The sequence below is a fragment of the Exiguobacterium sp. s64 genome (assembly GCF_018618035.1).
In the GTDB taxonomy this organism is placed as follows: domain Bacteria; phylum Bacillota; class Bacilli; order Exiguobacteriales; family Exiguobacteriaceae; genus Exiguobacterium; species Exiguobacterium mexicanum_A.
The window spans coordinates 30,685-53,631 of the sequence record NZ_JACSLH010000012.1 but is presented as its reverse complement, the minus strand read 5'-3'; the positions used below and the strand labels follow the sequence as shown (position 1 = coordinate 53,631).

General features: G+C 50.0%; 24 protein-coding genes and 2 other annotated features. All 24 genes read left to right on the top strand.

Translation table 11 applies throughout. The features are described from left to right. The first annotated feature begins 214 nt into the window (after positions 1–214). The 24 genes from KNP64_RS13645 (at position 215) to rpoB (ending at position 22,936) form a co-directional block, all read left to right on the top strand. Positions 215–682, top strand: coding sequence for a CtsR family transcriptional regulator (locus tag KNP64_RS13645; protein WP_114166644.1), 468 nt, complete (start codon positions 215–217; stop codon positions 680–682). 19 nt (positions 683–701) lie between these two features. Then, entirely contained in the window at positions 702–1,136 is a 435-nt protein-coding gene (locus KNP64_RS13640; protein ID WP_034781746.1) for a UvrB/UvrC motif-containing protein, read from the top strand. Then, positions 1,136–2,179: a protein arginine kinase gene (locus KNP64_RS13635; RefSeq protein ID WP_205729346.1), complete on the top strand. Its 1,044-nt coding sequence runs from the start codon at positions 1,136–1,138 to the stop codon at positions 2,177–2,179. The genes KNP64_RS13640 and KNP64_RS13635 overlap by 1 nt, the downstream gene beginning before the upstream one ends. A 24-nt stretch (positions 2,180–2,203) precedes the next feature. Beyond that, positions 2,204–4,639: an ATP-dependent Clp protease ATP-binding subunit gene (gene clpC, locus KNP64_RS13630; RefSeq protein ID WP_214764617.1), complete on the top strand. Its 2,436-nt coding sequence runs from the start codon at positions 2,204–2,206 to the stop codon at positions 4,637–4,639. A gap of 54 nt (positions 4,640–4,693) precedes the next feature. Further along, positions 4,694–6,070, top strand: a complete 1,377-nt coding sequence (radA, locus tag KNP64_RS13625; RefSeq protein WP_034781742.1) for a DNA repair protein RadA — start codon at positions 4,694–4,696, stop codon at positions 6,068–6,070. A gap of 115 nt (positions 6,071–6,185) precedes the next feature. Then, positions 6,186–7,250: a PIN/TRAM domain-containing protein gene (locus KNP64_RS13620; RefSeq protein ID WP_034781740.1), complete on the top strand. Its 1,065-nt coding sequence runs from the start codon at positions 6,186–6,188 to the stop codon at positions 7,248–7,250. Positions 7,251–7,309: 59 nt separating this feature from the next. Further along, on the top strand, positions 7,310–7,987 hold the full coding sequence (gene ispD, locus KNP64_RS13615; protein ID WP_138858554.1) for a 2-C-methyl-D-erythritol 4-phosphate cytidylyltransferase: 678 nt from the start codon (positions 7,310–7,312) through the stop codon (positions 7,985–7,987). Beyond that, positions 7,984–8,457: a 2-C-methyl-D-erythritol 2,4-cyclodiphosphate synthase gene (gene ispF / locus KNP64_RS13610; protein WP_021066582.1), complete on the top strand. Its 474-nt coding sequence runs from the start codon at positions 7,984–7,986 to the stop codon at positions 8,455–8,457. The genes ispD and ispF overlap by 4 nt, the downstream gene beginning before the upstream one ends. 45 nt (positions 8,458–8,502) lie before the next feature. Further along, on the top strand, positions 8,503–9,960 hold the full coding sequence (gltX, locus tag KNP64_RS13605) for a glutamate--tRNA ligase (RefSeq protein ID WP_214712664.1): 1,458 nt from the start codon (positions 8,503–8,505) through the stop codon (positions 9,958–9,960). Then, positions 9,957–10,160, top strand: a binding site (T-box leader). It overlaps the preceding gene by 4 nt. Positions 10,161–10,209: 49 nt before the next feature. Next, the gene (cysE, locus tag KNP64_RS13600) at positions 10,210–10,899 is read left to right on the top strand and encodes a serine O-acetyltransferase (protein WP_138858556.1); all 690 of its coding nucleotides are present in this window, start codon (positions 10,210–10,212) and stop codon (positions 10,897–10,899) included. Then, positions 10,868–12,265, top strand: coding sequence for a cysteine--tRNA ligase (gene cysS / locus KNP64_RS13595; RefSeq protein WP_138858557.1), 1,398 nt, complete (start codon positions 10,868–10,870; stop codon positions 12,263–12,265). Before cysE ends, cysS begins: the two co-directional genes overlap by 32 nt. After that, on the top strand, positions 12,262–12,669 hold the full coding sequence (locus KNP64_RS13590) for a Mini-ribonuclease 3 (RefSeq protein WP_138858558.1): 408 nt from the start codon (positions 12,262–12,264) through the stop codon (positions 12,667–12,669). Before cysS ends, KNP64_RS13590 begins: the two co-directional genes overlap by 4 nt. A gap of 106 nt (positions 12,670–12,775) precedes the next feature. Then, entirely contained in the window at positions 12,776–13,528 is a 753-nt protein-coding gene (gene rlmB, locus KNP64_RS13585; protein WP_034781752.1) for a 23S rRNA (guanosine(2251)-2'-O)-methyltransferase RlmB, read from the top strand. Next, positions 13,525–14,052 (top strand): YacP-like NYN domain-containing protein, encoded by a 528-nt coding sequence (locus tag KNP64_RS13580; protein ID WP_034781731.1) that lies wholly within the window; start codon positions 13,525–13,527, stop codon positions 14,050–14,052. Before rlmB ends, KNP64_RS13580 begins: the two co-directional genes overlap by 4 nt. Before the next feature lie 221 nt (positions 14,053–14,273). After that, complete coding sequence (sigH, locus tag KNP64_RS13575; protein ID WP_034781729.1) at positions 14,274–14,915, top strand: RNA polymerase sporulation sigma factor SigH; 642 nt, start codon at positions 14,274–14,276, stop codon at positions 14,913–14,915. 127 nt (positions 14,916–15,042) lie between these two features. Continuing rightward, the gene (gene rpmG / locus KNP64_RS13570; protein ID WP_034781727.1) at positions 15,043–15,189 is read left to right on the top strand and encodes a 50S ribosomal protein L33; all 147 of its coding nucleotides are present in this window, start codon (positions 15,043–15,045) and stop codon (positions 15,187–15,189) included. A gap of 34 nt (positions 15,190–15,223) precedes the next feature. Further along, entirely contained in the window at positions 15,224–15,394 is a 171-nt protein-coding gene (gene secE / locus KNP64_RS13565) for a preprotein translocase subunit SecE (RefSeq protein WP_012727692.1), read from the top strand. Positions 15,395–15,411: 17 nt separating this feature from the next. After that, on the top strand, positions 15,412–15,963 hold the full coding sequence (gene nusG, locus KNP64_RS13560; protein WP_034781725.1) for a transcription termination/antitermination protein NusG: 552 nt from the start codon (positions 15,412–15,414) through the stop codon (positions 15,961–15,963). Between the two features lie 148 nt (positions 15,964–16,111). Then, a complete protein-coding gene (rplK, locus tag KNP64_RS13555) occupies positions 16,112–16,537 on the top strand; it encodes a 50S ribosomal protein L11 (protein ID WP_021066593.1) in 426 nt (141 codons plus the stop codon). A gap of 98 nt (positions 16,538–16,635) precedes the next feature. Then, positions 16,636–17,322: a 50S ribosomal protein L1 gene (gene rplA, locus KNP64_RS13550; RefSeq protein ID WP_034781720.1), complete on the top strand. Its 687-nt coding sequence runs from the start codon at positions 16,636–16,638 to the stop codon at positions 17,320–17,322. Between the two features lie 59 nt (positions 17,323–17,381). Then, positions 17,382–17,535, top strand: a sequence feature (ribosomal protein L10 leader region). 45 nt (positions 17,536–17,580) lie between these two features. Then, positions 17,581–18,087 carry a 50S ribosomal protein L10 gene (gene rplJ, locus KNP64_RS13545; RefSeq protein WP_138858561.1) on the top strand — a complete coding sequence of 169 codons (507 nt, stop codon included), beginning with the start codon at positions 17,581–17,583 and terminating at the stop codon, positions 18,085–18,087. Between the two features lie 59 nt (positions 18,088–18,146). Then, on the top strand, positions 18,147–18,512 hold the full coding sequence (rplL, locus tag KNP64_RS13540) for a 50S ribosomal protein L7/L12 (RefSeq protein ID WP_024372175.1): 366 nt from the start codon (positions 18,147–18,149) through the stop codon (positions 18,510–18,512). Between the two features lie 85 nt (positions 18,513–18,597). Further along, positions 18,598–19,194 carry a class I SAM-dependent methyltransferase gene (locus KNP64_RS13535; RefSeq protein WP_214793945.1) on the top strand — a complete coding sequence of 199 codons (597 nt, stop codon included), beginning with the start codon at positions 18,598–18,600 and terminating at the stop codon, positions 19,192–19,194. Positions 19,195–19,387: 193 nt separating this feature from the next. Next, complete coding sequence (gene rpoB, locus KNP64_RS13530) at positions 19,388–22,936, top strand: DNA-directed RNA polymerase subunit beta (protein ID WP_034781750.1); 3,549 nt, start codon at positions 19,388–19,390, stop codon at positions 22,934–22,936. Positions 22,937–22,947: the final 11 nt, after the last annotated feature.

Genomic DNA, 22,947 nt, shown 5'->3' with positions numbered 1-22,947 from the left:
GTTAAGCGCTTCAGCGCCGAAAGTAGTTGGGGGTCTCCCCCTGTGAGGATAGGACGTTGCCAGGCCAACGCGAAGGACGATCAAGCATCCGCTTGGTCGTTCTTTTTTTGTATATCTAGCGATGTCGCAACTGCGACATCGCTTTTCGTTTGCCTTTTTTTGAATCAATGATAGAATATAGTCAAAAGTCAAAGATGGTCAGAGGGTGGTGGAGATGAGAAACATATCGGATGTAATCGAACAGTATTTAAAACAAGTGCTGAAGGAGAGCCAGGCCGAAGCGATTGAAATTAAACGGCAAGATATCGCTAAGCGTTTCGAGTGTGTTCCGTCTCAAATCAACTACGTCATCAACACGCGTTTTACGGTCGAAAAGGGATATTTGGTCGAAAGTAAGCGTGGAGGCGGAGGATATATTCGCATTCGTCGTGTGATTTTGCATGAAAAACAAGACGTGTTGGCTAGTTTGATGGATATTTTACACGATCATCCTCGTCTTTCTGAACAACTTGTCGAGAATATATTGATTCGCTTGTTTGAAGAAGGAATGTTAAGTGAACGAGAAGTTCGTTTGCTGTACCACTTGTTGTCAGATGAAGCGCTCGGCTTGAACGCTGAAGATCGACACTTGATTCGAAGACAACAGTTACTCGCATTAATGAAATTACTTAGTTACCATTGACTGACGGAGGCATACATCTATGCTATGTGAACGATGCAAACGGCGACCTGCCGTCAATGAAATTCAAGTAGTGGAGAATGGAATTCCTGTAACGCGTAAACTATGTCGTAATTGTACAGTAGAAATCATGTCAGGTTATGTACCGGTCGTGAAACGCTGTCCCACGTGTCAACTGACACAAAACGAGCTGGCTCATTTACGAAAAGCTGGATGCGCTACTTGTTATACGGTATTTCGTGATGAACTGATTAAAATCACTCGGCAGTACCAGCAAGGCCATGATGTTCACGTCGGTTCGATGCCTGATGCCTTGCGCACACCCGACGAGCGAATCGAAGAGCGACTCCAAAAGTTAGCAGGGGAGTTACAACGAGCCGTCGAACAAGAAGATTATGAACGTGCAGCGCGAATTAAAAAAGAAATAATTCAGCTGAAAGGACAAGGTGAGGCATGATGGAACCATTTCTCAAGCATCCACTCGGTCCGAAGATGAAAGAGCGAGCGAAACTTGATGACTTAGTCATCTCTACTCGTATCCGTCTAGCGCGTAACTTAAAAGATACAGTCTTTTCTCCGGTTTTATCTAAAGAAAGTCAACATCAGCTTTGTCAACGTGTTGAAACGTCACTTGGCGGATTGCAAGGCTTCGAATATTTGCACATGGGCACTTACGATGTAGTGACACGACAAGCACTCGTTGAAAAACATTTGATTAGCCCAACGATTGCTGGAAAAGAAGAAAGTGCCGTCTTGTTAAGTGAAGATGAAACGATCAGTGTGCTTATTAATGAGGAAGATCACTTACGAATTCAAACGTTACTCCCGGGTTATCAAGTGGAAGAAGCGTTTGAACTCGCGAAACGAGTCGATGTTCTCTGTGGCGAATCTCTCCCATACGCATATGACGAACAGCTCGGATATTTAACGACTTGTCCAAGTAATATCGGTACAGGACTTCGAGCGTCAGTGATGCTCCATCTTCCAGGGCTAACGTTGACAGGGCGAATTACTCCTATATTGAAAGAGCTTCGCAAGCTCGGATATACGATTCGGGGACGGTATGGAGAAGGTAGCGACGCGGCGGGACGATTGTTTCAATTATCGAATCAACGCACACTCGGCAGTCATGAATCACAGTTGTTGACAGATTTTATGGAAGTTACGGAGCAAGTCATTCAGGCGGAACGACAAGCACGGGAAGAGCTACTGGCCCGTAACCAAGACGAGTTAGAGGACCAGTTTTATCGCTCATACGGAATTTTACGTTATGCGAAACTGTTATCATCGACAGAAGCGATTGAACGTCTGTCGGATTTGCATTTGGCGAGTGACCTTGGTATTTTGTCCGACTGGAGTCCACCTCAGTTTCACGAATTAATTGTAAAGCTTCAATCAGGTTTCCTACAAAAACATTTCGGGAAAACATTATCTACGAAAGAACGAAATCGCGAACGAGCGACTCTCGTTCGTCGAACGTTAGATCATGGCTTAGTTTGATCCAACTTTAAGGAGGTTTTGTCAATGATGTTTGGTCGATTTACAGAACGAGCTCAGCGCGTATTAGCTTTAGCACAAGAGGAAGCGGTACGACTTGGCCATCATAATATTGGTACAGAACATATTTTACTCGGACTCGTCCGTGAAGGGGAAGGGATTGCTGCTAAAGCACTGTTCGCCCTCGGACTCACGTCTGAAAAAATTCAACAAGAAGTAGAGGCACTCATTGGCCGTGGATCAGAAAACGGCTCAACGATTCACTATACACCGCGTGCAAAAAAAGTAATCGAACTCTCGATGGACGAGGCTCGAAAACTTGGACATTCTTACGTTGGCACCGAGCACATTTTACTCGGCGTGATTCGTGAAGGTGAAGGTGTGGCGGCTCGTGTCTTGAATAACCTTGGTGTCAGTTTGACGAAGGCACGTCAGCAAGTACTTCAACTCTTAGGAAACACGGAGTCATCTTCTAATGCGTCACAACCTGGAACGAGTGCCGCGACACCAACGCTAGACGGCTTGGCCCGTGACTTGACCCAACAGGCGCGTGAGTCGCGTCTTGACCCAGTCATCGGCCGCGCTGGCGAGATTCAACGCGTCATCGAAGTGTTGTCTCGCCGGACAAAAAATAACCCGGTCCTCATTGGGGAACCAGGGGTCGGGAAAACGGCAGTCGTCGAAGGTCTCGCTCAACAGATCATTAATAACGAAGTTCCAGAAACTCTTCGTAATAAACGTGTCATGGTACTTGATATGGGAACACTCGTCGCTGGAACGAAATACCGCGGTGAATTTGAGGACCGATTGAAAAAGGTAATGGATGAGATTCGCCAAGCTGGGAACGTCATTCTTTTCATCGACGAATTGCACACATTGATTGGAGCTGGCGGCGCTGAAGGCGCAATCGACGCGTCGAACATTTTGAAACCGTCACTCGCACGTGGTGAACTCCAATGTATCGGAGCGACGACACTTGATGAGTACCGGAAGTATATCGAGAAAGATGCGGCACTCGAACGCCGGTTCCAACCGATCCAAGTCAATGAACCGACAACGGATGAGGCAGAACAAATCCTCTTCGGGTTACGTGACCGTTACGAGGCGCACCATCGCGTCACGATCACAGATGAAGCGATTCATGAAGCCGTCGTTCTCTCGGACCGCTACATCTCGGACCGTTTCCTTCCGGATAAAGCGATCGACCTCGTCGATGAGGCTGCTTCGAAAGTAAGACTTCGTTCGTTCACGGCACCGCCGAATTTGAAAGAACTCGAGGCTCGTCTTGAGTCGATTCGCAAAGAGAAAGATTCGGCTGTACAGAGTCAAGAGTTCGAGAAGGCTGCCTCGTTACGTGATACCGAGCAGAAACTTCGGGATGAGCTCGAACAGCTCAAGTCGGAATGGCAGAATAAGCAAGGGAATGAAAAACTCGAAGTAACGAAAGAAGATATCGCGCAAGTCGTCGCCAACTGGACAGGTGTCCCGGTGACGAAGATTGCCGAAGAAGAGACAGATCGTCTCCTCAAACTCGAATCGATTCTCCACGGCCGGGTCATCGGTCAAGATGAGGCCGTCAAATCGATTTCGCGGGCGATTCGCCGGGCTCGTGCCGGATTGAAAGATCCGAAACGTCCGATCGGTTCGTTCGTATTCCTCGGACCAACTGGTGTCGGGAAAACCGAGTTGGCTCGTGCCGTGGCTGAAGCGTTGTTCGGTGACGAAGACGCCATCATCCGAATCGACATGTCTGAGTATATGGAGAAACACGCGACGAGCCGTCTCGTCGGATCGCCTCCAGGTTACGTCGGCTATGAAGAAGGTGGTCAATTGACTGAGAAGGTTCGTCGCAAGCCATATTCGGTCATCTTGCTTGATGAGATTGAGAAGGCCCACCCTGAAGTGTTCAACATCTTGCTTCAAGTGCTAGATGACGGTCGCTTGACTGACTCGAAAGGGCGTACGGTCGACTTCCGGAACACGGTCATCATCATGACGTCAAACGTCGGTGCGGCAGCCCTCAAACGCAACAAATATGTCGGGTTCACGGTTGAAGATGATGTGAAACGTGAATATACCGAAATGAAAGACAAAGTCACGGAAGAGTTGAAAAAAGCGTTCCGTCCCGAGTTCTTGAACCGGATTGACGAGATCACCGTCTTCCACTCGCTCCAAAAAGAGCACATCCAAGAAATTGTCAAACTTATGGCCGAGACACTTACGAAACGTCTCGGAGAACAAGGCATTGATTTCAGTCTCACCGAATCAGCGCTCGAGAAAATCGCTGAAGTCGGGTACGACCCGGAATACGGGGCTCGTCCACTCCGCCGTGCGCTCCAGCGTGAGGTTGAGGACCGACTCTCAGAGGCGATGCTCAGCGGCAGCATCACAAAAGGCAGCAAAGTGGCGCTCGATGTACAAGACGGCGAATTCGTCGTCCGTAATGAAGGTGTCGTTCAGTAACTACAAGGCTCCCTCTCTCATGTGAGGGGGCTTTTTTAGACGGAAAGGAACATCATGGCAAAAATTAAAACGAAATACGTATGTCAGTCATGCGGGTACGAATCCGCAAAATGGATGGGGCGTTGCCCAGGATGTAATGAATGGAACACACTTGTTGAAGAGTTTGTCGAAGAGAAAAAGGCAAAGCGGGGGGCCGCCTTCGTTCATAGCTCCTCGAGACAGCTGAAGCCGGAGCGTCTGTCGGACGTTGTGTCACAAGAAGAGACGCGGGTCCATACGAACAGTCAAGAGTTTGACCGTGTGCTCGGGGGCGGAATCGTTCCAGGCTCACTCGTCCTCGTCGGTGGCGATCCGGGAATCGGAAAGTCGACGATTTTGCTTCAAGTGAGCGCCCATTTGGCGCACAGTGGACGGAAAGTGCTCTATATTTCCGGGGAAGAATCGCTCAAACAGACGAAACTTCGCGCCGAGCGGCTTGGCCTCCCGACCGAGGACTTATATGTCCTCGCGGAGACGGATATGTTGATGATTGAACGGGTCATCGATGAAGAGGAACCAGGGTTCGTCATTATCGACTCGATTCAAACCGTCTATATGGATGAGATCCAGTCGGCGCCAGGTAGTGTCGCCCAAGTTCGGGAATGTACGGCAGCGCTCATGAAAATCGCCAAGACCCGTGGAATTGCCGTCTTTATCGTCGGTCACGTGACGAAACAAGGTTCGATTGCGGGACCTCGTCTGCTCGAGCATATGGTCGATGCCGTCCTTTACTTTGAAGGCGAACGTCACCACACGTTCCGTATTTTACGGGCCGTCAAAAATCGGTTCGGATCGACGAACGAGATCGGTATCTTTGAAATGAAGGAAGGCGGTCTCGAAGAAGTGCTCAATCCGTCTGAAATTTTCCTAGAAGAACGGACTGCCGGTGTCTCGGGCTCAACTGTCGTCGCGTCGATGGAAGGGACGCGGACGGTGCTCGTCGAGCTGCAGGCATTAATTTCCCCGACCTCATTCGGAAATCCACGTCGGATGGCAACAGGGATCGACCAGAACCGGGTCGCGCTCCTCATGGCCGTCCTTGAGAAACGATCAGGGCTTTTACTCCAAACGCAAGATGCTTATTTAAAAGCGGCGGGCGGTGTCAAGTTGGATGAGCCTGCGATCGATTTGGCGATTTGTATCTCGATCGCGTCAAGTTTCCGCGATCGTCCGACCCGTCCGACGGATGTGTGCATCGGCGAAGTTGGATTGACCGGGGAAGTGCGTCGGGTGTCACGGATTGAACAGCGTGTCGCCGAAGCGGCCAAGCTCGGATTTACGCGGGCGATTATCCCGAAAAATAACCTCGGGGGCTGGACGGCCCCACCTGGTATCGATGTCGTCGGTGTCAGTACTGTCGATGAAGCGCTACAACTTGCCATCCCGTTCTGACGGGGCGCTTCCGGCAGTTTTTAACGCTTTGTAACGAACGCTTTCAAAAAAACCATGTTACAATGAAAGTGTTAATTTCTTGAAATTTTAATTCATAATAAAGGAGGTGGAATGAGTGAAGATTGCTGTACGAATCGGATTTATTTTAATCGGACTCGTCGTCGGTTGGTTCGGTATTATCGAAGCGATGTTGCTGTTAGGTGACCTCGGAGTGAATGTACCGGCTTGGTTGACGATTCCTTATGTGGCTAGTTTGATTGGTGGACTTATCTTCTTCATTCTTAGTTTATTCTTGACCGATGGGGTCGTTAAATTTATCCGTTTTGTTGAAGAACGGCTCGTCCGTTTACCGGTCGGTGATATTTTGTTCGGGTCGATCGGATTGATTATTGGTTTGTTGATTGCCTTTTTGATCAGTGTCTCATTAGAAGTAACAAATATCTTCTTACTCAGCAAAATCGTACCGATTTTCGTGACCGCCTTGTTCGGGTACTTCGGTTTCGCTGTCGGCTATCGGAAGCGGAACGAATGGATTAAACTGTTCGTCAAGAGTGAACGCGAGAAGCCGGAAGCAGAACCGTTGCGCCGCTCGAACGATAAAATTTTGGATACGAGCGTCATTATCGACGGTCGGATCGCCGACATTTCGAAGACCGGTTTCATCGAAGGCACGCTCATCGTGCCACAATTCGTCATCGGCGAGCTTCAATATATCGCCGATTCGTCGGATACGTTGAAGCGGAACCGTGGTCGTCGCGGTCTTGATATTTTGAAGGAGTTACAAGACAACGACCGCATCGAAGTAGAAATCTATGATGGGGACTTTGAAGACGTCGCCGAAGTGGACATTAAATTGATCAAGTTGGCCGAATTGAAAAAAGGGATTGTCGTCACGAACGACTACAACTTGAATAAAGTGTGCGAAGTTCGAAATGTCCCTGTGCTGAACATTAATGATTTGGCAAATTCAGTCAAACAGATTGTCATCCCGGGGGAAGAGATGGTCGTGACGGTCATTAAAGAAGGTAAAGAACAAAATCAAGGCGTCGCGTACCTCGAAGACGGCACGATGGTCGTCGTTGAAGGTGGGCGCAAGTTGATTTCGAAGACATTGCCTGTTGTCGTGACGAGCGTTCTTCAAACATCGGCTGGCCGTATGATTTTTGCGCGTCCTGAATAAGCATGGAAAAAGAGACGCATTAGCGCTCTCTTTTTTCACGAACAGAGGTGAATGGAATGGTGCGTTATACAGTGGTCATCCCAGCCGCAGGGAAAGGGAAGCGGATGGGAGCCGATGAGAATAAATTGATGCTGACGTTACAAGGGAAGCCGATTATCGTATGGACGGTCGAAGCGTTCTCGAAAGATGCATGGTGTGAGCGCATCGTGCTCGCAGTGCGCCCTGAGGAACAAGGGTGGTTCGAGCGACAGTTGCATCATTTAGAGACCCCGATTACATACGTGACGGGTGGGGAAGAACGACAACAGAGCGTTCGAGCCGGATTGCAAGTCGTCAATCCCGAAGATGTCGTCTTGATTCATGACGGGGCACGGCCATTTGTGCGCCTTGACCAACTTCATGCCATCGCCGAAGCGGCCAAGACGGCAGGGGCGATTCTCGCTGTTCCGGTCAAAGATACGGTGAAACAAGTGATGGACGGACACATCACGCAGACGGTGCCGCGTGAGGCACTATGGTTGGCGCAGACGCCCCAAGCGTTTCCGGCAGGCGCCATTCAAGCCGCCCATGAGCGGGCAGAAGCTGCTCGTTTTATCGGCACGGATGATGCCAGTCTATTCGAATGGACCGGGCAACGGGTGACGATTATCCCGGGGGATTACCACAACATTAAAATGACAACCCCAGAAGATTTATTGTTTGGAGAAGCGATTTTAACGAAGGAGGATTATCGATGAGAATCGGACAAGGATTTGATGTACACGCGTTCGCGGAAGGGCGTCCGCTTATTTTAGGAGGAATCGAGATTCCGCATGACCGCGGTCTACTTGGCCACTCAGATGCGGACGTCTTGTTGCATACGATTGCCGACGCGGCGCTCGGGGCGATTGCAGCGGGCGATATTGGCAAGCATTTCCCGGACACGGACCCTGAGTTTAAGGATGCAGACTCGAAAGTATTGTTACAACACGTGTGGCAACTCGTCAAAGCAGAAGGCTATGTGCTCGGCAACGTCGATGCGACAGTGATGGCGGAGCGGCCGAAGCTTCGCACGTACATCGACGATATGCGAGCGGTCATCGCCGAGTTGCTCGAAGCGGACATCAGCCAAGTGAACGTCAAAGCGACGACGACTGAAAAGCTAGGCTTCACCGGACGTGAAGAAGGAATTGCCGCTCAGGCGGTCATCCTGCTCAACCGCGCTTGACAAAAGTGGTATACTATTTGGGCAGAAGAGAAGAAAGGTGGAAATATTATGAGTGAAGTGCGCGTACGCTATGCGCCGAGTCCGACGGGTCACCTTCATATCGGGAACGCCCGGACCGCGCTATTTAACTATTTATATGCTCGCCATGCTGGCGGGAAGATGATTCTCCGAATCGAGGATACGGACCAGAAACGGAACGTCGAGAACGGTGTCGAGAGCCAAATGAAATACTTGGAATGGCTCGGCATCGATTGGGATGAAGGCCCAGGCCGCGGCGGCGACTTCGGCCCGTACTTCCAAATGGAACGCCTCGACCTTTACAATCAATACGTGAACGAGTTGATGGACAAGGGGCTCGCATACAAGTGCTATATGACGTCTGAAGAACTCGAGGCGGAGCGTGAGGCTCAAATCGCACGCGGCGAGGCACCGCGGTATTCGGGTGCACATCGTAACTTGAGCGACGAAGAGCAAGCTGCGTTCGAAGCCGAAGGACGTAAACCGTCGATTCGGATTCGTGTACCAGAGTCGGTCACATATAAGTGGACCGATGTCGTCAAAGGCGACGTCTCGTTCGAGTCGAAAGACTTCGGAGACTGGGTCATCGTCAAACAGGACGGCATCCCGACGTATAACTTCGCTGTCGTCGTCGACGATCACTTGATGAAAATCAGCCACGTGTTGCGCGGGGATGATCATATCGCCAACACACCGAAACAGATGATGGTCTATGACGCGCTCGGTTGGGACTATCCGGCGTTTGGTCATATGACATTGATTTATAACGAGAACCATAAGAAGTTATCGAAGCGTGATGAGTCGATCATTCAGTTTATCGAACAATACGCTGATCTCGGATACCTTCCAGGGGCACTCTTTAACTTCATCTCGCTCCTCGGTTGGTCGCCGGTCGGAGAAGAGGAGATCTTCACGAAAGAAGAGTTCATCGAGATGTTTGATGCGAGTCGTTTGTCGAAGAGCCCGGCCGTCTTTGACCAACAGAAGCTTGCTTGGATCAACAGCGTCTATATGAAACAGGCTTCGCTTGACGAAGTGGTGGCACTCAGTTTACCATTCTTACAAGAAGCAGGACGTTTACCGAACGCCTTGTCGATAGAACAAGCCGATTGGGCGACAGCGTTGATCGCCCTCTATAAAGAACAAATGACACACGGTGCTGAAATCGTGACGTTGACGGACCTGTTCTTTAAAGACGAGGTCGAATACGACGAAGAGGCCAATGCGGTCCTCGCTGGAGAAACGGTACCGGCTGTCCTCGCCGAATTCAAGGCTCAACTTGAAACAATCGAAGACTTCACACCGGAAGCCGTCAAAGCAGCGACGAAAGCGACACAAAAGGCGACTGGCCAAAAAGGAAAGAACTTGTTCATGCCGATCCGGGTCGCGACGACCGGGCAGACGCACGGACCAGAGCTTCCGAACGCCATTTCACTAATTGGCAAAGAGCGTGTCTTGGCACGTCTCACAACATTATTAGCTTAAAGGCAACGATGAGGAAAGTAAGCGGTATGACACTTAACAGAGACTAGAACCTAGGCTGGAAGTTCTAGAAGCGTCCCCCGTCGAAGTGCACCTCGGAGCCGTTCCGGCGATACGTAGTCGGGACCGCGACTCGGCGTTAACGAGACATGAGAGGGGAACTTTCCCAAACAGAGTGGAACCGCGCTTACGGCGTCTCTGTGCCTTGGCACAGGGGCGTCTTTGTTTTTGATATGGAAAAGGAGAACAATTATGGGATTTTGGAAAAGTGTGAGCGACGATATACGAAACGTGCTCGAACTCGACCCGGCCGCAAGATCAAAAATAGAGGTCGTCTTGACCTATCCAGGGTTACACGCCCTGTGGGCACATCGAATCGCGCACGGTCTATGGACGCGCAAAGTCAAGTTAATGGCGAAGTTAATCGCGCAGACGAGCCGTTGGTTGACGGGAATTGAGATTCATCCCGGTGCGGTCATCGGTGAACGTCTCTTTATCGATCACGGGTTTGGCATCGTCATTGGTGAGACGGCGATTATCGGTAACAATGTAACGATTTATCAGGGCGTGACGCTCGGCGGAACGGGAAAAGAGAAAGGGAAACGTCACCCGACGATCGGGAATGATGTCCTCATCTCTGCCGGGGCGAAAGTGCTCGGCAATATCACGATTGGCGATTGCGTCAAAATCGGGGCGAGTTCTGTCGTTTTAAAAGACGTCCCATCCGACTCGACGGTCGTTGGGATTCCAGGCCGGGTCGTCATCCGGAACGGCGAACGGGTTAAGCAGCATGATCTCGATCACCGCTTCCCCGACCCGGACCGCGAGTGCCAAGAGCGGCTGGAACGTGCCGTCGCTCAGCTAGAAGACAAACTTGCTTCATTAGAGAAACGGATGGAGGAGAATACACATGATTCAGTTTTACAACAGCCTCACGAATAAAAAAGAGCCGTTTGTACCAATCGTACCTGGGAAAGTGTCGATGTATGTATGTGGACCGACCGTCTACAATTACATTCACGTCGGTAACGCCCGGCCGGCCATCGCCTTCGATACAGTTCGTCGTTATTTAGCGTATCGAGGCTATGACGTCAAATACGTCCTCAACTTTACAGATGTCGACGATAAAATCATTCGGACCGCCAATGAGCTCGGAGAAGACGTCGGTACGTTGACGAATCGGTATATCGACGCGTATTTGGCAGACACGGGTGCCTTGAACGTATTGCCGGCGGACGTCCATCCACGTGTCACGGACACGATGGAAGAGATTATCACATTCATCCGCGAACTCGAGACGCAGGACTTTGCGTATGAAGCAGGCGGGGACGTCTATTTCCGGACGCGTAAGTTTGAGACGTATGGCAAATTGAGCCAGCAGTCGATTGAAGACTTACGCGCGGGATCACGTGTCGACGTCGGGGAAAAGAAAGAAGACCCGCTCGATTTCGTCTTGTGGAAAGCCGCGAAACCAGGTGAGCCGGCATGGGAGAGTCCATGGGGACAAGGTCGTCCAGGCTGGCACATCGAGTGTTCAGCGATGGCGAAAAAACACCTTGGCACGACGATCGACATTCACGCCGGGGGCCATGACTTGAAGTTCCCGCACCACGAGAACGAGATTGCCCAATCGGAGGCGTGCAACCATACGAAGTTCGCCAACTATTGGCTGCATAACGGATTCATCAATATCGAAAATGAAAAGATGTCAAAATCGCTCGGGAACTTCCTGCTCGTCCATGAGGCGTTGAAGGAAGTGGATGCGATGGTGCTCCGCTTCTTCATGTTATCGGTCCACTATCGTCATCCGATCAACTATAGCCGTGAGTTGATCGAGCAAGCGGCGAACGGATGGGATCGCATCAAGGAGTCGTATCAAAACGTTGAATACCGCTTATCGGTCACGGCCGGCCTTGAAGAGCCGAGCGAGGCGATGGAACGCAAGCTTGCGACGATTAAAACAACGTTTATCGAAGCGATGGATGATGATATCAATACGGCGAATGCAGTGACTGTCCTATTTGACTTGGCACGTGAAGCGAACATCTACGCAAAAGCGGACCACGTCTCAAAAGTCACGCTCGAACACGTGATCGCTCTCTTCGAAGAATTGACAGGTGTGCTTGGTTTGACAATCAAGAAAGAGCTAGAGCTTCTTGACGCGGAAATTGATCAATTGATTCAAGAGCGGAACACGGCTCGGGCGGAGCGGAATTTCGCGCGTGCCGATGAGATTCGAGATCTCTTGAAAGAACAGAAGATTCAACTCGAAGATACAGCCCAAGGGGTGCGGTGGAAGCGGTTATGAAACAACTCGCCCCTCAACTGAACGCCCTCGCCCTCGCCTATATGGGGGACGCCGTCTATGAGATGGCGGTACGCAAACGACTGCTCGGACAAGGGATGACGAAGCCGAACGACCTACACCGTGGCGCCATCCGCTACGTGAATGCGGCAGCGCAGGCTGGGATCGTGACCCACTGGCTCGAGACAGGTGTCTTGAGTGATGATGAAGCGGCTGTCGTCCGCCGTGGGAAGAACGCGAAATCCGGTTCAATCCCGAAGCGGACAGATGTTCATACGTATCGCTATTCGACAGCGTTCGAAGCATTGATTGGTTACACATATCTAATGGAAAGAAGGGATCGTCTTGAAGAACTCATCGAACAAGCGTTCACATGGCTCGAAACCGAGTCATTCGAAACGACATGACGGAGGAAGGGCGCATGAGCAACGCTCATTTGATCGTCCACGCGGCGAACGAAATGATCGACCGAAGCGCCAAAAACTAGAACGACCAGACTATCAAGAAGTCGACGTGCTCGAGGAAGGAATCGACTTCCTTTACGGGCGCAACCCGGTGATGGAAGCGCTCCGGAGCGGTCGCGATATGAACAAGGTCTTTATTATGGAAGGGCAACAGAAGGGGCCGCTCGCTCAAATCATCGGCATGGCCAACGAGGCATCGGTTCAAGTCTCGTTCGTCCCGAAAACGAAACTCGAGAAAATGGCCGGTAGCGAACATCACCAAGGTGTTGTCGCCGCGGTCGCCGCCTACGAATATAAGTCGATTGAAGATATGTTCGCCCTTGCCGAGTCAAAAGGAGAAACGCCGTTGTTCATTCTGCTCGATGAACTCGAAGACCCGCATAACCTGGGTTCGATTTTACGGACAGCGGATGCGGTCGGGGCGCACGGGATTATCATTCCGAAGCGCCGCTCGGTCGGTTTGACGCAGACGGTGGCGAAAGCTTCGACAGGCGCAATCGAGTACATTCCGGTCGCACGCGTCACAAACTTGACGCGGACGCTTGAAGAACTGAAAGAGAAAGGACTATGGGTTGTCGGGACAGACGCGAGCGAGAGCCAAGATTATCGTCGCCTCGATGGGAACATGCCGCTCGTCGTTGTCATCGGTAGTGAAGGTAAAGGGATGAGCCGCCTCGTACGCGAATCGTGTGACTTCCTCGTCCACATGCCGATGGTCGGTCACGTCACATCGCTGAACGCCTCGGTCGCGGCCGCGCTTCTCTTGTATGAAGTGCATCGCTCACGTAACCCATTGTCATGAGCATCAAGAAACGGGAATTGCTCCTCGTGGATGGATATAACATTATTGGCGCATGGCCGCACCTTCGAAAGCTGCGAGACATCGATTTTGAGAAAGCACGAAACGATTTGATTGAAGCGATGGCCGAGTACCAAGCGGTCACGGGTCGCGAAGTGACAATCGTCTTCGATGCCCATATGCGATACGGGCGGGAATCGAAAGCGAATCAGAGTCGTGTCGCGGTCGTCTATACGAAAGAAAACGAGACGGCGGATGAATGGATTGAACGCCGTGCGCACGCCCTTGTCGATGATCGGCTCGTGACGTTGTTTGTCGCGACGAACGACTTCACCGAACAGTGGGTTATCTTCGGACAAGGAGCGCTCCGGGTTCCTGCCAATGAGTTACTGAAGGATTGGAAGCACGCCCAGGTGTTGATCGAAAAAGAACGGTCGGCACTCGAGCAGGATCGGTCGAATCGAAAAACGATTGACCTTTCACCAGACATAAGAGCCCGATTGGAAGAAATACGCCGTCGTAAATGAGGCGGTGAAGGATATCACAGACGAGTTCATCAAATGGACTCGTCTTTTGTTTTTAATTTGACATTTATTTGGAAAGAAATGTTGTATACTAATAGATGTATGAGTTACACGATATGTAATTGACGGAATTTTTAGAATTTTATTTGACGGTTGTTTTAACCGACGCCTATAATGAGAGCACAAACTTACATAAGTTCATCAATCGCCGGGGGGTATGAAACATGAACGGATGGCCATACGAGCAATTCGAAAGCATGTCCGACGAAGAGCTGGTCTTTCTTGCGCGTAATGAGGGGGATAGCGACGCTCTTGAGTTTTTGATTGAACGTTACCGATATTTCGTCCGGGCGAAGGCAAGGTCTTACTTTTTGATCGGTGCCGATCACGAGGACATCGTGCAAGAAGGCATGATCGGTCTGTATAAAGGTGTCCGGGATTACCGCGATGAGCGGCTCGCCTCGTTTAAAAGTTTTGCCGAGATGTGCATCACCCGTCAAATGATCACTGCCATCAAAACGGCGACCCGTCAAAAGCATATCCCGCTCAATTCTTACGTCTCGCTCGACAAGCCAATCTTTGACGACGAGTCGGATCGGACACTGCTCGATGTCATCTTGCCGCCGCATCCGACGGACCCGCAGGATTTGCTCGTGACGCGAGAAGAACAACTATTCATGGAAGAAAAGATGGAAGAGCTCCTGAGTGACTTGGAACGAAAAGTGTTGCGTCTTTATTTGGATGGCCGTTCGTACCAAGAAATCTCGGACGACCTCGACCGTCATGTGAAATCGATTGACAACGCGTTACAGCGCGTGAAGAAAAAGTTTGAGCGGCATGTCGACGTCAAAACGATGACGAGCTAACCGATATTGACCGCACGCCTCCTATGTGATACTTTTAAGGCAGCGCCTTGTCCGTAGACGCCATTTACAGGAGGCGTTTTTTTTTCGCTCTTTTTTATAGGAGAGCTGTCGAAAGGGGCGCTCATGAATGGCAAAGAAAGTAAGTCTCGCGTGTTCGGATTGCGGGTCGAGCGGTTATTCGACCATGAAACAAGATGACGTGACGACACGGCTCGAGCTGAAAAAGTTCTGTCGGCGTTGCAATGCGCATACGACACACCGAGAATCGAAGTAATGTAGATTGGCATTCAACGTAGGAGGAAGCTACCATGAACTTTTTGCGCGATGTATGGAAAGAGTTAAAGAAAACGAGTTGGCCGACTCGTAAAGAGCTCACAAAATATACCATCACGGTCATCGCGACGGTCGTCGTGATCGGCCTGTTCGTGTTCGGCGTAGATACTGGTGTCAGCTATCTCGTCAACCTATTAATCAACTAAGGAAAGAGGTGAAAGCCGTGGAGAAACAATGGTTTGTTGTCCAGACGTATTCTGGATTTGAAAACAACGTCAAAGAAAACCTAGAACGTCGGATCGGTTCGATGAACATGGAAGATAAAATTTTCCGCGTCCTCGTTCCGACTGAAACAACGCAAGAAGAAGTCACGCTCAAGAGTGGCGAGAAGAAGATTAAAGAAAAAGAAGTGAAGAGCTTCCCAGGTTACGTCTTCGTCGAGATGGTCATGACTGACGACTCGTGGTATGTCGTGCGGAACACGCCGAACGTCACCGGCTTCCTCGGTTCAACGGGCGGCGGCGCCAAGCCGATCCCGCTTCAACCGGACGAAGTGACGAACGTCTTGTCACAGATGGGTCTCATCGAGAAGAAAGATCGTTACAACTACGAACTCGGCGACCTCGTCCGTGTCAAAGAAGGCGCATTTGAGAACTTTGAAGGAACGATTGATGAAATCGAAGCCGATAAAGAGAAGCTCAAAGTTGTCGTTGACATGTTCGGCCGTGAAACAAAAATTGAGCTTGATTTCGAACAAGTTCAGAAAATTAACTAATACCCACTTGCCATTCTCGGAAGCGGATGGTACAATCGGAAATGTTTGATGTTGTGCTATATTTCGGTACAAACTCGACCTAATAGATTGAGTGGGAGGGCGCACAACGTCCAAGAAACCACATTTTAGACTTAAGGAGGTGTGTCTCGTGGCGAAAAAAGTTACTAAACTCGTTAAACTTCAAATCCCAGCTGGTAAAGCTAACCCAGCACCACCAGTAGGTCCAGCACTTGGTCAAGCAGGTGTTAACATCATGGGATTCTGTAAAGAGTTCAACGCTCGTACACAAGACCAAGCCGGATTGATTATTCCTGTAGTCATTACGGTATACGAAGATCGTTCGTTTACATTCATTACGAAAACTCCACCAGCTGCAGTTCTTTTGAAGAAAGCTGCTGGTATCGAGAGCGGTTCTGGTGAACCAAACCGTAAGAAGGTAGCAACGGTTAAGCGTGATAAAGTTCGCGAAATCGCTGAACTTAAAATGCCTGACCTTAACGCGTCGTCTGTTGAAACAGCGATGCTTATGGTTGAAGGTACTGCGCGTAGTATGGGTATTGTAATCGAAGACTAATTTATTAGTCTCTGGGATTGTCGGTGAATATTATGCTCACCTTCAATCCCTTCATTATGTGGGAGGAAATTCCGCTAACCACAAGGAGGAAAAGAATCATGGGTAAAAAACACCAAGAAGCAGCTAAGCTTGTTGACCGCATGAAGTCATACGAACTCGCTGAGGCCGTTGAACTCGTTCAGAAAACAGCTACTGCTAAATTCGATGAAACAATCGAAGTTGCTGTCCGTCTCGGCGTAGATCCGAAGAAAGCGGACCAACAAATCCGCGGTGCCGTCGTACTTCCACACGGTACTGGTAAAACACAAAAAGTTCTCGTCTTCGCAAAAGGCGAAAAAGTTAAAGAAGCTGAAGCGGCTGGCGCTGACTACGTCGGTGACTCTGAGTTCATCACTAAAATCCAACAAGGATGGTTCGACTTCGATGTAATCGTTGCGACACCTGACATGATGGGTGAAGTTGGTAAACTTGGTCGCGTTCTCGGACCAAAAGGCCTCATGCCTAACCCGAAAACAGGCACAGTCACGTTCGACGTTGCGAAAGCAATCGCGGACATCAAAGCTGGTAAAGTAGAATACCGCGTTGATAAAGCCGGTAACATCCACGTACCAGTTGGTAAGAAGTCATTTGAAGCAACAAAACTCTCTGAGAACATCGAGACAATCATCGAGACACTCATGAAAGTGAAGCCTGCTACTGCAAAAGGAACTTACCTTAAAAACATCGCGCTTTCTTCGACAATGGGTCCTGGAATCCGTGTCGCGACTGCCGACTTCATCAAGTAATCTACTTGAAATAAACTGTTGACAACGTGTGATACCGCTGTTAAAGTAATACACGTTCAACTGAATATGTTGGATTACCGTAGACAGAAGGTGGACATCGGTCCGTAAACCCTTCCGAGGTGTCTTTGCTCGAACTTGAGCCTGTTGTCACAGGTTTACTTTCAAACAATTACGCCCTCGTATGTCTTCATACGAGGGATTTCTTTTTGGAGAGCAGCCTCTCGTCCGGTATAAGAATTGACTAGGAGGTGCAAACACATGGCAAGCGAAAAAATCGTATCTCAAAAATCGGCACTCGTCGATGAGATCGCTGAAAAAATGCAAGCGAGCGTCGGAACAATCGTTGTTGACTACCGTGGACTTACAGTTGAAGAAGTGACTACACTCCGTAAATCACTCCGTGACGCTGGAATCGAGTTCAAAGTATACAAAAACGGTCTTCTTCGCCGCGCGGCAGTTCAGTCGAACTTCGAAGGTCTTGACGAAGTCTTCACAGGTCCTACAGCAATCGCCTTCTCTAACGAAGACGTTGTTGCCCCTGCGAAGATCTTGAACGACTTCTCGAAAGAGCACAAAGCGCTCGAATTGAAAGGCGGAATCATCGAAGGCAAAGTAAGTTCACTCGAAGAAGTTAAAGCCCTTGCAGAACTTCCATCACGCGATGGTCTTCTCTCGATGCTTCTCAGCGTCCTTCAAGCTCCAATCCGTGGGCTCGCAGTCGCAACAAACGCAATCGCAGAACAAAAAGAAGAGCAAACTGCTTAATTTTTGTCTCGTAGCGTAACCAAAACCAATCTTTACAATATCAAAGGAGGAAAACCATAATGGCTTTCAACAAAGAGCAATTCATCGAAGACCTCAAATCAATGACGGTTCTCGAACTTAACGAACTCGTAAAAACAATCGAAGAAGAATTCGGCGTATCAGCAGCAGCTCCAGTAGCAGTTGCAGGTGCAGGCGCAGCAGCAGCTGAAGAGCAAACTGAATTCGACGTAATCCTCACAAACGCTGGCGCTGGTAAAATCAACGTCATCAAAGCAGTTCGTGAACTTACAGGCCTCGGTCTTAAAGAAGCGAAAGCACTCGTTGACGGAACTCCGGCTCCAGTCAAAGAAGGCGTTTCTAAAGAAGACGCAGACGCAGTCAAAGCTAAGCTTGAAGAAGCTGGCGCAACTGTCGAAGTTAAGTAATCCAACTTTTACTTCACAATCTATAGAAGCTCGCTATGGCGAGCTTCTTTTATTTCCTTGAAGAGTGGGTTAGGAGGTTCAATGCATGGGAGATCATTACTATACGAACGACCCTAGTTCGAAAAGTGCCCCTGAGACATGGACGTACGAGTTGCGAGGGAAGACATATCGCTTCACCTCGGACCGCGGCGTGTTCTCGAAAGGATCGGTCGATTTTGGGTCACGTCTCTTAATCGAATCATTTGAAGTGCCTGACGTCGAAGGGCGCATTTTAGATGTGGGCTGTGGCTACGGTCCGATGGGGATCTCGCTTGCCGACGCCTCTGGGCGTGAAGCACTCCTCGTCGACGTGAACGAGCGAGCGCTTGCCTTGTCAGAGCAAAACGCCGCCCAGAACGGAGTGACGATCGAGACGCGGCTCAGCCACGTTTACGACGCGGTCGGTGACGAACAGTTCGCCGCAATCGTGACCAATCCGCCAATTCGGGCCGGAAAGCAAGTGGTCCACACGATTCTGCGAGGCGCGCATGCGCATCTCGTCGTAGGTGGAGCGCTCTATGTCGTCATCCAAAAGAAACAAGGAGCGCCTTCTGCCAAGAAGTTGCTTGAAGATGTGTTTGGTCAAATCGAGACGGTTGTGAAAGAAAAAGGCTATTTCATTTTCCGAGCAATTCGCTCTTGACAAACGGTGAAGTCTTGTTGACTCGCTATAACGTATATGCTAACATTATAAAATGCCATTGGAATGGAATTCGCCTTGAACTGCCGCGTTTGCCGCTTTTTAGACGCGGAAAAGAGACGACATTCAATGACAATGTTCGATTATTACGCCCGAAAAATTCGATAGAGAATTGGGGGTCTGAGAGGTGAATCAGTTGACTGGTCAACTTGTTCAGTACGGTCGTCACCGTCAGAGAAGAAGCTTTGCCCGTATCAGTGAGGTATTAGAGCTTCCGAATTTGATTGAAATTCAAACTGCTTCTTACGAGTGGTTCTTACGTGAAGGATTGAAAGAGATGTTTACGGACATTTCGCCAATCTCCGACTTCACTGGAAACCTTGTGCTCGAGTTCATCGATTATTCGCTCAGTGAGCCGAAGTATTCGATTGATGAATCGAAGGAGCGAGACGTTACTTACTCTGCGCCATTGCGCGTAAAAGTACGTCTACAAAACAAAGAAACAGGTGAGCTCAAAGAACAAGAAGTGTTCATGGGAGATTTCCCACTCATGACAGAATCGGGAACATTTATCATTAACGGTGCAGAACGCGTTATCGTTTCCCAGCTTGTTCGTTCGCCGAGCGTTTATTACAACGCCAAACTCGATAAAAACGGTAAGCGTGGTTTCGGTGCGACAGTCATTCCGAACCGCGGTGCATGGCTCGAACTTGAGACAGATGCCAAAGATATCGTTTACGTTCGTATCGACCGTACCCGTAAGATCCCGGTAACAGTGTTGTTGCGTGCCCTCGGATTCGGTACGGACCAAGAGATTATCGACCTTCTCGGGGATGATGAATATCTTCGCAATACCCTTGAAAAAGATAATACAGAATCAACAGAAAAAGCGTTGATCGAAATTTACGAACGTCTCCGCCCTGGTGAACCACCAACGGTTGAGAACGCGAAGTCACTTCTCGTATCTCGTTTCTTCGACCCAAAACGTTATGACCTTGCAAACGTCGGTCGCTACAAGATGAACAAAAAACTTCATCTTAAAAACCGTCTCTTCGGTCAAAAATTGGCCGAGACGCTCGTTGACCCAGAAACAGGCGAAGTCATCGCTGAAGCTGGAACAATCCTCGATCGTCGCAACCTTGACCGCGTTCTTCCACATTTGGAAAACGGCCTCGGTTATATGGATGCTGAGCCGACAGGCGGCGTCGCTGAAGGTGAACCGTTCGGTCTTCAATCGATTAAAGTTATCTCACCAGATGACCCAGATGGAGAGCGTATCTTGAACATTATCGGTAACGGCAATATCGACCGCAGCGTGAAACACATCACGCCGGCTGATATCATCGCATCGATCAACTACTTCTTTAACTTGCTACACGAAGTCGGAACAACAGATGACATCGACCACCTAGGAAACCGTCGTCTTCGTTCAGTCGGAGAACTTCTCCAAAACCAATTCCGGATCGGGCTTTCTCGTATGGAACGTGTTGTTAAAGAGCGGATGTCGATTCAAGATCAAAATGCGATCACACCACAGGCACTCATCAACATTCGCCCGGTAATCGCGTCGCTAAAAGAGTTCTTTGGTAGCTCGCAGTTGTCACAGTTCATGGACCAAACAAACCCGCTCGCAGAGCTCACGCACAAGCGTCGTCTCTCTGCACTTGGACCGGGTGGTTTGACACGTGAGCGTGCCGGTTTCGAAGTTCGAGATGTTCACTATTCGCACTACGGTCGGATGTGTCCAATCGAAACACCAGAAGGACCGAACATCGGTCTCATCAACTCGCTTTCGTCTTATGCGAAAGTAAACGAGTACGGCTTCATCGAAGCACCGTACCGTCGAGTCGACCCAGAAACAGGTCTCGTCACGAGCGAGATTCAATATATGACGGCGGATGAAGAAGATCTCTACGTCGTCGCCCAGGCGAACATGCCACTCACAGAAGAAGGCGGTTTCGCCAACGAACAAGTCCTTTGCCGTTTCCGCGGACAAAACTTGTCAGTTGAGCCAAACCGAGTCGATTACATGGACGTTTCGCCGAAACAGGTTGTTTCTGCCGCGACGGCATGTATCCCGTTCCTCGAGAACGATGACTCGAACCGTGCCCTCATGGGAGCGAACATGCAACGTCAAGCTGTACCGCTTCTCCAACCTGATTCACCGATTATCGGTACTGGGATGGAGTACGTGTCAGCGAAAGACTCTGGAGCCGCGATTATCGCGAAATTCCCAGGTGTCGTCGAGCGTGTCACAGCGCGCGAAATCTTGGTCCGCCGCACGTCTGACGTGAATGGTTCTGAGGTGTCGGGTGATCTTGACCGCTACAAACTTCAAAAGTATGTCCGTTCGAACCAAGGGACATGCTACAACCAGAAGCCGATCATCGCTGCTGGCGACCGTGTCGAAAAAGGAGAAATCCTTGCTGACGGTCCATCGATGGATATGGGTGAGCTCGCGCTCGGCCGTAACGTCGTTGTCGCCTTCATGACATGGGACGGTTACAACTATGAGGATGCGATCATCATGAGTGAGCGTCTCGTGAAAGATGACGTGTACACATCGATTCATATCGAAGAGTACGAGTCAGAATCACGCGACACGAAACTCGGACCTGAGGAAATCACACGTGATATTCCAAACGTCGGCGATGACGCGCTTCGCAACTTGGACGATCGTGGAATCATCCGCATCGGTGCGGAAGTCAAGGATGGCGATATCCTCGTCGGTAAAGTAACGCCTAAAGGCGTGACTGAATTGACGGCGGAAGAGCGTCTCTTGCACGCGATCTTCGGTGAGAAAGCACGTGAAGTCCGTGATACGTCACTCCGTGTACCAAACGGCGGCGACGGCATCATCTTGGACGTCAAAGTGTTCGATCGTGAAAACGGTGACGAACTCTCACCAGGCGTGAACCAAATGGTTCGTGTCTACATCGTTCAAAAACGTAAGATTCACGAAGGGGATAAGATGGCGGGACGTCACGGTAACAAAGGTGTTATCTCGCGGATCCTCCCTGAAGAAGACATGCCATACATGCCGGACGGCACACCGATTGACATCATGCTTAACCCACTAGGTGTACCATCACGGATGAACATCGGTCAGGTACTCGAACTCCACCTTGGAATGGCGGCTAAAAAGCTCGGCATCAAAGTGGCGACACCTGTATTCGATGGTGCGCGTGAGGAAGACGTATGGGCAACGATTGAAGAAGCTGGAATGGACAAAGATGCCAAGACTCGTCTCTATGACGGTCGTACTGGTGAAGCGTTCGATAACCGCGTCTCGGTCGGTGTCATGTATATGATCAAACTCGCGCACATGGTTGATGATAAACTTCACGCTCGTTCGACAGGACCATACTCGCTCGTCACACAACAACCGCTCGGTGGTAAAGCACAGTTCGGTGGACAGCGTTTCGGTGAGATGGAAGTATGGGCACTTGAAGCGTACGGCGCAGCCTACACGCTCCAAGAGATCCTTACAATCAAGTCGGATGACACGGTTGGCCGTGTGAAAGCATACGAGGCCATCGTGAAAGGTGAGAGCGTTCCGAAAGCGGGCGTTCCTGAGTCGTTCCGCGTCTTGATCAAAGAGCTCCAAGCGCTCGGTATGGAAGTCAAGATGATGTCTGCGGACGATGAAGAAGTTGAAATGAAAGATGAAGATGACGACAACATCCCGAACGCAACATCGGCGTTAGAACAAGTCGTTCAACCGACTGTTACGGAAGAGGAATAAGGCGAAAAGGG